The following is a 12459-nucleotide window of genomic DNA, read 5'->3' on the forward strand; positions in this document are numbered from 1 at the left end:
CTTATTCAAATGCTTGGGTAGCTTTTACTGCTTTTTTCCAGCCATTGTAAAGTTTTTCTCGGCGCTCTTCCTCCATTTGAACTTCAAATAACTTACCAGCTTCATAAAATTCGCGGATCTCATCTGTATCTTTCCAATAACCGACAGCTAATCCTGCTAAAAATGCTGCCCCTAGTGCTGTTGTTTCCAAATTTTCTGCTCGTTGGATCGGTACATTCAAGATATCTGTTTGGAATTGCATCAGATATTCATTATTTGCTGCACCGCCATCCACTTTCAATACAGGAATATTGATTCCAGTGTCATCTTGCATCGTATCGATGATATCTCTCACTTGATAGGCAATCGACTGCAAAGTAGCTTTAATGATATCCTCTTTTGTCGTTCCACGTGTCAAACCAAACATAGCCCCTCGCGCTGACTGATCCCAATAAGGAGCCCCCAGTCCAACAAATGCAGGAACAACATAGACCTCATCTTCGTTTGTGGAGCGTTTTGCCGCGTCTTCCGAATCACTAGCTTTTTGCAACATTTGAAGTCCATCTCTCAGCCATTGAATCGAAGAACCAGCCACAAAAATACTTCCTTCTAAAGCATAGTACACCTTTCCATTTATGCCGTAACCAATTGTCGTCAATAAATTATTTTTGGATAATTGCGGTTTTTCACCGGTATTCATGACAATAAATGAACCTGTACCATAAGTATTCTTGACCATCCCTGGTTCGAATGCCATTTGTCCGAATAATGCAGCTTGCTGGTCTCCTGCCATCCCTGAAATTGGTGCTTCGCTTCCATAAAAATGATAACCTTGCGTATAACCATAAACTTCTGAGTTAGAAGTAACTTTTGGTAACATCACTCGAGGAATATTCAATAAATCCAAAATTTCCTGATCCCAATCTAGCTGATGGATATTGAACAACATCGTCCGACTGGCATTCGAGTAATCAGTAACATGTGCTTGTCCATCGGTCAGTTTCCATACTAACCACGAATCAATCGTTCCAAACATTAACTCGCCTTTTTCAGCGCGTTCTTGCGCACCTTCTACATGATCAAGAATCCAGCGAATCTTCGTTGCTGAGAAATAGGCATCGATCACTAGTCCTGTTTTTTCGTGGAAAAATTCTTGATATCCTTCATTTTTTAAGTTATCTGCAATTCCAGCTGATTGTCTGGATTGCCAAACAACTGCATGATAGATTGGACGTCCTGTATCTTTTTCCCAGATTACTGTTGTTTCACGCTGGTTCGTTATGCCAATCCCAGCAATCTGGTTTGGTTTGATCCCTGATTCGATGAAAGCTCCGGCAATAACTGACTGTACAGAATTCCAGATTTCATTTGCATCATGTTCAACCCAGCTTTCTTGCGGGAAATATTGCGTGAACTCTTTTTGAGAACTGCCGATATGTCTTCCTTTCTTGTCAAAGATAATTGCTCGTGAGCTAGTTGTACCTTGGTCAATCGCCATGATATACGTTGGTTCTGTCATTGTGATTCCCTCCATTATCTGCAAACGCTTTCTTTAACTACTTTTATCATACTACTCATTTAAAAAAAGAAACTGTCAAAATTTTATTCGTTTTTTCTTTTTTTTGACAGTTTTTCATTATGATGCTAGTTTTTGATTAATTCTTTTCTTTTTTCAACATTTCTATTCTTCTTTTCAATCGGATAATGTCATAAGGCGACGCAAATTCTGATAGATAATATTCACTCTGTTGCTTGTTTCTCTGACAAAACGTTATGACCAAATCATAGTTTTTTCCTTCTTCATAACTTTCAATCTCAATACCGCTGACTCCTCTCAGTTCTCTGATCAGATACTGTTGGAAAGCAATACGATAAATAGGCAAACTTTCTAAATCGATCCCTATCACTACTGGTTTCGCAATATAAAAATCGATCATCAAAAGAACATTGGCATACTGGATCATCAGATAACTAAGTGCACTGTCTTCGGCGCTTTTCCTTGGCAATTGCTGCATCGCTGTTTCCTGCAGTTTCTCCAATAACTGTGTTAAGGAATGCCCAAGCATTTTTTGCTGCTGCTCCAAAAGCCGATCACGCTCGTAGACTTCGATCTTTCCAACAAAGAAAAACCATTCATTGTTGATTTGTGAAATTTGGTAGCCTACTGCTTTTTCCTCTTTGATTTTCAAACGACGAGGACGATAATGCCATAGCATCGTTTCCCGAATATAAGTATCCAAAACAGCTGTGGGTAACTTTTTGCTCCGTGTCAAATCATATTGATAAAATATTTCTTCGTCTACTATCGAAAAAGAAACAAAAAAGCTGTAAAACATCATTGTTTCGTATACATTCAGTTCTGCTGCTGTTCGACTAAGATGCATCACGATGATTGGATCGATTGCTTGATAAAGCCGATCCGACTGATAGAGTAATTTCTTTTCTTCCAAAGTTGCGTACGTACTTTTTTCATTCAATAGTCTTTTTTTCGTGATCCCGAGCCAGCAAGCAATCTGTGCTTCTGCTGATGCCGTAAACGTCGTTTCTAATACGCGACCCAATCCTAGAATGAATGGTCTTTTTTCTGGTGTATTTTGCAAAAAAAACGGTCGTTGGTCTTCCGGGATATATTGGAATAATTCATAATAAAAATATCGGATCTGTAGCTCTTCTCCGTATAATTGACCGTTTTTGATTTGTAATCCAAATTCCTCTAAGAGCTGGTTCAATTCTTTGATTTTTCGAAAAACAGAAGACTCACTGATATTAAACGCTGTCGCTAATCGAACGATCGATACTTGCTGGTGTTCTAATAAATAGACAAGCATTTTAAACTTCAAGCTTTCCTGTAATAAAAACAAAAGAATTTTTTCCAAACTGACATCTTCGTCCAACACAAGCAGCGACTGATACTCGTTTCGCTGTACTTCTACTTTTTTTCCCATCATCCGGCCAATCAATTCAATATCTTCCAAATATTGATCAAAAGAAGTTTTTGACAGTTGGACATGCTCTCTCAATCCATTGATAGAGGCTGTTCCCCCTTGCAGAACAAGGTTTCGCAAAATCAGGATCTGTAATTGCTCTTTTCTTTCTAATAATGCTTCAATCTTCATAGGCAGTATTCGCCACCTTTGACCACACCATATCAGGCACACGATATTCTGGCTGGAAAAACAGCTCATGTTCTTCTAACTGTTCGAACGTCCAGCCTTCTTCTACTGCGATTGTCAGTTGGTCAAGAAGATGGAACATTTCTTTTCTGCTTTGGAGCTGTGCTCCAAGAATCTTTTTTTCAGAATCAAATAGGAATTTGATTTTGACTTTGCTTTGGTTTATTGCTGCAAGCTTGTATTCCGCGTACCCTGTTTCAATTTTTTGGGGATAAAAAATGCTTTCTTCTTCTGTCATACCTACGCTTCCTAAGAAATAGCCAAACCACTGATTGCCGACTGGTCGGTAGGTTCCCTGATCCTTTGTCGCGGAGCCGCTAATTGTCTTGCTGACATTTCGCGCTGTACGGACAGCGTTGTTTACTAGAGAAACGTACATTTTTTCATTTGTTGGGCGAAAAGTGACTTGGATTGCATCGCCAATTGCATAGACGTCTTTTTGAGACGTTTGCAAATAGTCATCTACCCAGATCGTTCCATCATCATTCAATGTTAATTGTTCTTCCCACATCTGATTGTCGGGGCGAGAATGGTTAGCCAGCAAAACAAGATCATAGTTTTCCCTTCTTCTTTCCGTCTCTACTACAGCGGTTTCATTTTCGGATAAAGATACGACTTGCTCTTCTAAGAAAAGCGATATCCCTTGATTTTTCATTTCCTTTACTAACGGTTCCGTCATTTCAGGGTCTAGGTAACGAAAAAGAATCGACTTTCGACTTTCATAAAGATGGATTTGTGTTTTTCCTGATGCTAACCCTTCAGCTATTTCGATCCCTGCTTGACCTGCTCCAATGATGGCAATTTTTTTTGCATCCATGATCTTTTGCTGAAGAGAAGCTATGTTTTGTATCTTTTTAACTGAGTGAATGAATCTTGCTTCTGCAGTAACATTTCGAAAATTTTGATTTGAACCAGTCGCCAAAATCAAACGGTCAAAATCCAGTTTGTCTCCGCCTGCTAAAATGACTTTCTTTTCTTCCAATCCTATTACCGTCTTTTCTGTGTAAACATGGATACGATAGCGGTCAATCAGCTCTTCTTTGGTGATCCAAGAAAGTTGTTTTTCACTGGTGACCTTTCCTTTTACTATCAGATTGAATCCGCTGGGAATCCACCCTAACTTCGATTGCTTTTCAATCAAATATATTTCACTTGTTGGTATCAATTGGCGAAGATAAATAGCCGCATGAATCCCTGCAAACGACCCGCCGACAATTACAATGTTCATCTACATTCCTCTTTCTTATTAAGTGTGCGACTGCCAACATGGGCTGAAATCACAATGTTCTTAAACCATGTTTACTCATTCCTATGATCCATAGCAGCGTAGCAGAACACACTCTCTCCATCCTACCGTGTGACTAGGTCTGCTTCTCAGTAATAAATTAGTTGACCTAATTGAAGAGTATCATTTCTGAAGAGATGTTTCAAAAAATGTACTCTTAGAAAGGCAAAAAACTCGCCTTTTGCGTACCTCTGTCCAAATAGGAAACAGAAAAGAACGAAAAGACGAGTTTTAGCGTGTGTAATGTAATAGTTAGAATAGACCTATCATTTTTATGTTGACAATTTTTAATGCTTTAATGCTTCAACCACTACTTCGCCCAATTGATGAGCAGATTGAGGGTTTTGCCCTGTAAGAAGACGTCCATCGATTTGAACGACTTCTGAAAAAGCTGGACCTGACTGATAGTCAGCTCCTTTTTCTTTCAAAGCATCTTCTGCTAAGAATGGTACTTCATTCGTTGTACCATTGGCTTCCTCTTCTTCATTACTGAATCCAGTCACTGTGCGTCCAGCTAAAATAGACTTTCCAGATTCATCTGTAACTGGCAACAATCCGACAACACCGTGACAAACAGCTGAGACCAGTCCTTCATTTCGATAGATTTGTGAAGCAACTTTCCCAAGATCTGTTGCTTCTGGAAAATCCCACATTGTTCCGTGGCCACCAGCATAATAAACTGCTGCATAATCTTTTGCATCCACATCATCAGGACGTAAGGTATTTCCCAAGGCCCGATTTCTGAAATCTTCATCTTTATAATAGGCCCAATCGATTTCATCCATATTCAAAACGCTTTGCGGTTCTAAAGGTACATATCCACCTTTAGGACTGACAAAATCTGCATCGATTCCATTTTTTACTAATACATCATAAAAATGAGTTAGTTCACTTAACCACAAACCTGTAGGACGCTCGATCTTTTCGTACTTTTCTACATTTGTTAATACGATCAATACTTTCATTTTTCCATCCTCTTTCTATAAAAATTGAGTTATTGATAACGTGCTTTCAAGAAATTATATAATGGACTTGGCAAATAAAGCTCTTTATATGCTTCTTCAAAAGGTTTCGTTACAAATTCATCCTCACGGTTTTCCAATAACTTCTCTGCCCAGTCAGGATCGACGATCATTTGCTGTCCAATTGCTGCAAGTTCTGCATATTTCAGTACTTGCTCTACATCTTTGCGAGTACGGATGCCTCCAACACCAATTAAAGGGATCTTTCCTTGGATCGTGTCGTGGACAGCTTCAAGAATCGACTGATCGCTGTATTTATCAGAACGGGCTCTTCGATCATACGCATTTAATGAAACATGCAGATAATCTAGTTTTGTCTCACGTAATCGTTCAAGAAGCCAGATCGTGTCTTCAAAACGAATACCTGGTGTTTCATATTCTTCTGGTGAGAAACGATACCCTACGATGAATGGTTTTTTTGCATATTTTTCAACCGTTGAGAAAACCGTTGTTAATAATTCGTCAATAAAACGATAGCGATTTTCTAAGCTACCGCCCCATTGATCCTCTCGTCTATTCGAATGTGGAGAGAAAAATTGTTGAATCAAATACGTATTTGCTCCATGCAACTCGATACCATCAAATCCTGATTCAATCGCTCTGCGTGTGGCTTCGCCAAATGCTTGGATTGTTTCTTTGATTTCATTTTCACTTAATGCTCGCGGTGTTTCTGCATCAGGTCGTTCCGCTGCAACTGCACTTGCAGATACAGGCTGTTCTCCGGATAGAGTAGCTCGACTAGTCATTCGTCCACCGTGGAAAATCTGAACAATCGCTTTTGCACCGTCTCCTTGGATTGCTTTAGCTAGTTCACTTAACCGAGGAATCATTTCATCATGAGCGATGCTCAGTTCACCTGGCCAACCTTTTCCGATATCTTGGACATTTGCAGCACCAGTAATAACAGCACCAAGTCCTTTAGAACGTTGTTTATAATAAGTAATCTCATCTTCGGTGATCACACCATTGAAGAAGCTGAGTTGTGTCGTCATAGGCGACAGCATCAATCGATTCTTCAATTGAACTCCTGAAGGTAAAGTAATTGATTGATCAAATTGTGACATTGTTATTCCTCCCATGAATTGCTCTAATTAACCTATCGAGAATCATCTATCATTAAACCACTCGATTAGTTGTACATGCAACTATTTTGCTTAAAAAAATTTTTATTTTTTTTGTAACTTATCTGTTGCTTCATTCATTATCTCGGCTAATTCTTTACTTGCTTCATTTCCCAAGACTGCTTTGTACGACTGATGGAGTTCTTCCCAGCTACCATCGACTTCCTTAGTAAATTGGCGTCCTTGTTCTGTAAGATAAACCAATGACAAGCGTCCTTCGCTAACTGTTTTGACGTATCCTTTATATTCTAATTTTTCAACAAAACGAGCGATTGTTGAAGGCGCAGAATAGAGCATTTGCGCAATATCTTTTTGCGGTATACCATCTTTTTCTTTTAATATCAATAAAATAAATCCATATGTTGGTGCCAGGCCTGTTTTTCTAAATGCTTCATCAGCTAATTTATTCAACATGCGATCAAGCTTTTTCACACTAAAGAAAAGACATTCATCCAACGCTTTTTCAATTGGCTTTTCCATTTCATCCCCTCCATTGGCGTACATATCATAGTATGATTTTTATTTTTTGTCAAAAAACACGGAGTAATGACCGCCTCCTCTGTTTAGTTTTGAGAAAAAGAAGTTGTGACAAAAAATATGTCACAACTTCTCGGTAATACGTTTCAATCAAATAAGCTTTTCTTTATTTTACTTCCACCACAAATGCTTCATATGGTCGTAACTCAACTTTGCCGTCTGGTAACTGTTTCAGAGGATAATTTGATACAATAACCCTTAAAGCTTCACGTGGAACAGTGAACACCTGTTTTTCACTGGACATATTGCAAACAACGAGCCATCGCTGGTCTTCATATGTGCGAGAATAGGCAAAGATATGCTCTGGCGTCTCTTCTACTAATTCATAGTCACCCCAGACGATGATGTCGTGTTTTCTACGCAAATCGATCAATTTTTTGTACATATAAAAAACAGATTTTTGATCTGCTAACGCTTCTTCTGCATTGATTTCTTTATAATTTGGGTTGACTCGAAGCCATGGAATTCCCATAGTAAACCCAGCATGTTCACTGGCGTTCCATTGCATAGGCGTCCTAGCATTGTCTCTTCCTTTCGCATTGATTGATTCCAAGATTTCCTCTTTTGTAAATCCAGAAGAAATCCTTTCGTTATACATATTGATTGTCTCAATATCTTTTGCTTCCGCGATATCATCAATTGGGCAATTCGTCATGCCTAATTCTTCTCCTTGATAGATATAAGGAGTGCCTTTCATCATATGAAGCAAGATAGCAAACATCTTGGCACTTTCTTTTCGATACATATCGTCATTTCCCCAACGAGAAACAATTCGCGGGAGATCATGATTATTCCAAAATAAACTATTCCATCCTTCATCCCCCAAAGAAGTTTGCCATTTCGATAATACTTTTTTCAGTTCAGAGATACTTAAAGGTTTCAAATCCCATTTGTCTTTGCCTTCTTGCTGATCTAATCCTATGTGTTCGAATTGGAAGATCATGGATAATTCCTTTCTTTTAGGATTGGAATAAAGTTTAGCAATCTCGGTAGTTGCTCCCCATGTTTCGCCAACGGTCATCAGATTTTTGTCGCCAAAAGTTGCTTGATTCATTTCCTGAAGATACTCATGCAGTTTAGGTCCATTACTTGTGATTTCTTTATCCGGTTCTTTGCCAATCATATCGATCACGTCCATACGAAAGCCACCAATACCTTTGTCGATCCAGAAATTCATCATTTGATAAATCGCTTGGCGAACCTGTTTGTTTTTCCAATTCAAATCAGGTTGACGCTTGCTATACAAGTGCAGAAAATATTGCCCTGTTTGCTCATCCAACTGCCAAGCAGGTCCACTGAATATCGAGCGCAATCCATTAGGTTCCTCTCCATTGACTGGATCACGCCAAATATAGTAGTCACGATAAGGATTTTCTTTATTTTTACGTGCCTCAATGAACCACGGGTGTTCATCCGAAGTATGATTCACCACCAGATCCATAACGATACGGATACTTCTTTTCTTTGCTTCTTCAATCAGTTCCTCCAATTCTTCCATCGTACCGAATTCTGCCATGATTGCTTGATAATCACTGATATCATAGCCATTGTCATCATTTGGAGACTCGTACACTGGCGAAAGCCAAATCACATCAATGCCCAAATATGCCAGATAATCCAATCTAGAAATAATCCCTTGCAAGTCTCCAATCCCATCTTGATTTGAATCTTGAAAACTTCTTGGATAGATTTGATAAACAACTGAATGGTGCCACCATTTTCGTTCCATGATTTCCCTCCTATAAATGGATGTTTCTATTTTTCACTTAATCATCTAGTTTAGTTTCTTCCACCAAAAATTGTAACGCTTTCAAACAGTCATTGCACCTTGTTATCGGTAACAGAATAAAACAAAAAAACAGCTGAGGAAATTTCCTCAACTGTTTTTTGAAAGGATTGATTGATGTAGGGAAGAACGCTGATTTCACAACCTCTTTATAAACGGTGTTCACTCAGCTGTCCCTCGGTATTAGCTCAAAAAACGGCAAAATAGGAGGAACTATTTTTTCGTTTTTTTGAGCTAATACTCAGGCCAGAACACTGATTTCACAACCTCTTTATTTCACATTCAATATCCACATGAATCCCACGAATACAAAGAACAGACCATACATGATTGGAGATACTTCTTTTCCTCTTTTAGCCGCTAACATCGTAATTGGATAGAAAATAAAACCTAATGCAATCCCATCTGAAATACTATAAGTTAAAGGCATGCCGATCAAGATCAAGAAGGAAGGGATCGCAATCTCTAATTTTCCCCATTCGATTTGACGTAATGATTGAGCCATCAAAACACCTACCATGATCAATGCTGGTGCAGTTACTTGTGAAGTAACAACTGATAGTAATGGAGAAAAGAACAAACCTAACAAGAAAAAGATTCCTGTAGTAATTGCTGTGATTCCTGAGCGTCCTCCAACAGCGATTCCAGCTGACGATTCTACGAATGCACCAACAGGAGAAGTACCTAATAAGGAGCCCGCAAGCATAGCTGTTGAATCAGAAGCTAAAGCTTTCCCTACACGAGGCATCTTGTTGTCTTTCATAAAGCCTGCTTGATTTGCTAATCCAACTAAAGTTCCTGCTGTATCAAAGAAAGTCACAAGCAAGAATGTTAGTACTACGACCCACATTTGAAGAGAATTGATGTCCCCTACATGTTTTAACGCAACTAAAAATGTTGGTTTCAAACTTGGTGCTGCGGCAACAATTTCAGAAGGCATTGGAATCAAACCTGTGACCAGACCTAAAATCGTTGTAGCTGCCATCCCGATGAAAATGCCACCTGGTACACGTCGAACAAGCAAGATAGCCGTGACGACTAATCCAAAAATCGTCAACCAAGTAGAACCAACGTTGAGTGATCCTAATCCTACTAATGTAGATTCATTCGAAACGATGATGCCACCTTCGCTCAGACCAAGGAAAGCAATAAATAGACCGATACCACCAGAAATCGCATATTTCAAATCTGCTGGGATCGCATCAATGATCATTTCCCGCAGTTTGAAGATTGTAATCAAGATAAAGATCAAAGAAGCAACGAATACGCCGGACAATGCTGTTTCCCATGGGATCCCCATCCCTAAACAAACAGAATAAGCAAAGAAAGCATTGATCCCAAGAGCAGGTGCCGTTCCAATTGGATAACGGGCTAATACCCCCATCAAAATACAGCCAATCGCACTGGCTAATGCAGTCGCAGTGAACACCGCTCCTTCATCCATTCCAGAAGCGCCTAATACAGTTGGATTTACAAATAAGATATAGGCCATTGAAATAAATGTCGTAAATCCTGCCAGTACCTCACGTTTTACCGTGGTGTTCAATTTTTCTATTTCGAAGTAGGAAAGTATTTTTTCCTTCATCTTCCATCCCCCTAAATCCGAACATTATAAATAAAGTCCGTTAAAATTTCGATTTATTAATAAAACAACGTGTTTTATCATATACTAAAACAAAACATAAGTAAACAAAAAATTCGGATTTCAAGCAAAATCCGAACGTTCTATTTGATTAAAAAATCCATATTTCCACTATTTGAGATTCTTCTTTATAGAGAGAAACATTTCTTTATTGTAAATAAAGAAGACAAATCTAACTTATTTATTAGACTTGTCTTCTTTTATCTACATTACATCATTTAGTGAATGACTACAAACTAAGAGATTCTTTTTGTCTTCTCTTTTTCAATCAACAGTCCTATCATTATTATCGCAGGTACAAAAATCCCCATAGCGTATCTAGGACTAGATTCCCAGATCAATAAGAATGCAAAATAACCAGAAATATATATGTTACTCAAAAAAACTAGTGGATTTATATTCTTGAAAAATTTTATACTGGTAAAAATAATTCCAAGATAAACCAAGTATTGAATCACCATCATTACAGCGTATAAAATTAATCCACTTGTTTTACTTCTGAATACCCACATATTCTTTTCATTTTTTCCTGTACCCAAAAATATTTCAAATGATGATTTTAGATCACCTGAGCTCCAAGTAACTGCAACCTTATTATTGATTGCAGCTAAGAATTGCTTAAAATCCATCGCATTCAATCGTTCTTTTATGATAGATAGGTGCTTTTCTTCCACTTCTTTTTTAGGCATTTTTTTATCCAAGAACATATCCCATGTAAATCTTTGATCGGCGCTAGAATAAGCACCCACTACCCAACGATACTTGTCATCCCCAGATAAATTATCAGGAATAGGCGTATTATTCAATCCCATCATCAAATAATGTGTATTGGGCTGTCCATAGTGACTATTCGGATAGAGTTTTTGTGCATCGATAAATTGTTTCCACCCAAAATTTCCTAAAACTAAAAAAACTAAAGGAAGGAATGCTAGCAACCGCCATTTCCCAGTATGATAAAAAGCAAAGAATAAGATCATCGCTAAGATCAAGATAAGACCCGTCCCTTTACTTATAAAACCAATCGTGCTAGTTGCTGTTGCAAGCAGTACATAAATAATGTTTCTATTCACATACTGTTTCTTCTTATTTACATATTTAGTTATAAAAAAGAATGTGGCTGAGCCAAAAAACAATGAAAGTATATCAGTATAGGCTACAGGAACATGTAATGTTATCTGGAAGGCAAATAACATGATTTGAATAGTAATCAATGTTGCAAAATTACTAACTTTTAAATTTCTCAGAGAAAGAAAAAGAAAGATGATCGTTATTAGATGAATGCCACAAAATACTGCAATGATCGGATAGTAATTCGTACCAAAGAAAAATTGTATTCCCCTAAAACTATACATCAGCAATAGGTTTTGAGGATTGGAATACATATAATTATATCCCCAATTTTCTCCAGCCTTCAATTGCTCTAAAAATTTTAATGTAATAGCAGTATCATCGACTGGTTGATGAAAACCAATAAATCTAATAAAAAGAAATAAGCTGACTGCGTAAATAACTAACTCTAACCCAAATATATAAAAGAGCAGTTTGTCACTTAAATCCCAATCTATTTTTATTTTCTTTAATAAATTTTTCAAAATAAAAAATAGAAGAAATGCAAAAAACAGACAAAATATATTAACAACTATAGTAACTTTTGGTGAATAACTATCTCTGAATAAAGAGAATATCGCGCCTATCCTTGGCGAAAAAATAGTTGATGCCATCGCCCAAATCATAAAAAAAATAACTAGTACTGCAAATAATCTATATATCCCTTTGATACCCTTTTCCATCTGCTACTCCTTTCATAACTACAATAACCATATAGTTATTTTATAAAAAATAAAACTTACTAACAAGTAGCAGTACTTTATTGTTGTTTATTTTATTTATCCGGTTGATAGAAATGAAGCTTCT

The 12459-nt window shown here is 37.7% G+C and carries 9 protein-coding genes; all 9 read right to left on the bottom strand.

The genetic code is table 11. The features are described from left to right. Position 1: 1 nt before the first annotated feature. Positions 2 to 1498: a glycerol kinase GlpK gene (glpK, locus tag HMPREF2731_RS07230; protein WP_002314031.1), complete on the bottom strand. Its 1497-nt coding sequence runs from the start codon at positions 1496 to 1498 to the stop codon at positions 2 to 4. A 136-nt stretch (positions 1499 to 1634) separates the two neighbouring features. Continuing rightward, positions 1635 to 3095, bottom strand: coding sequence for an AcpB/EbpR/MafR family transcriptional regulator (locus HMPREF2731_RS07235; RefSeq protein ID WP_070872657.1), 1461 nt, complete (start codon positions 3093 to 3095; stop codon positions 1635 to 1637). Beyond that, positions 3085 to 4380 carry an NAD(P)/FAD-dependent oxidoreductase gene (locus tag HMPREF2731_RS07240; protein ID WP_002310685.1) on the bottom strand — a complete coding sequence of 432 codons (1296 nt, stop codon included), beginning with the start codon at positions 4378 to 4380 and terminating at the stop codon, positions 3085 to 3087. The genes HMPREF2731_RS07235 and HMPREF2731_RS07240 overlap by 11 nt, the downstream gene beginning before the upstream one ends. Positions 4381 to 4724: 344 nt before the next feature. After that, positions 4725 to 5402, bottom strand: a complete 678-nt coding sequence (locus tag HMPREF2731_RS07245; RefSeq protein WP_002310684.1) for a type 1 glutamine amidotransferase domain-containing protein — start codon at positions 5400 to 5402, stop codon at positions 4725 to 4727. Between the two features lie 29 nt (positions 5403 to 5431). Then, entirely contained in the window at positions 5432 to 6523 is a 1092-nt protein-coding gene (locus HMPREF2731_RS07250; RefSeq protein ID WP_002320708.1) for an NADH-dependent flavin oxidoreductase, read from the bottom strand. A gap of 102 nt (positions 6524 to 6625) precedes the next feature. Beyond that, positions 6626 to 7060, bottom strand: coding sequence for a MarR family winged helix-turn-helix transcriptional regulator (locus tag HMPREF2731_RS07255; protein ID WP_002310682.1), 435 nt, complete (start codon positions 7058 to 7060; stop codon positions 6626 to 6628). Positions 7061 to 7223: 163 nt separating this feature from the next. After that, entirely contained in the window at positions 7224 to 8846 is a 1623-nt protein-coding gene (locus HMPREF2731_RS07260) for a glycoside hydrolase family 13 protein (RefSeq protein WP_002314029.1), read from the bottom strand. A 328-nt stretch (positions 8847 to 9174) separates the two neighbouring features. Beyond that, positions 9175 to 10488: an NCS2 family permease gene (locus HMPREF2731_RS07265; protein WP_002292548.1), complete on the bottom strand. Its 1314-nt coding sequence runs from the start codon at positions 10486 to 10488 to the stop codon at positions 9175 to 9177. A 293-nt stretch (positions 10489 to 10781) separates the two neighbouring features. Further along, a complete protein-coding gene (locus HMPREF2731_RS07270; RefSeq protein ID WP_002314028.1) occupies positions 10782 to 12335 on the bottom strand; it encodes a glycosyltransferase family protein in 1554 nt (517 codons plus the stop codon). Positions 12336 to 12459: the final 124 nt, after the last annotated feature.

Origin of the sequence: Enterococcus sp. HMSC072F02, from assembly GCF_001837725.1 — a bacterium.
Lineage (GTDB): Bacteria > Bacillota > Bacilli > Lactobacillales > Enterococcaceae > Enterococcus_B > Enterococcus_B lactis.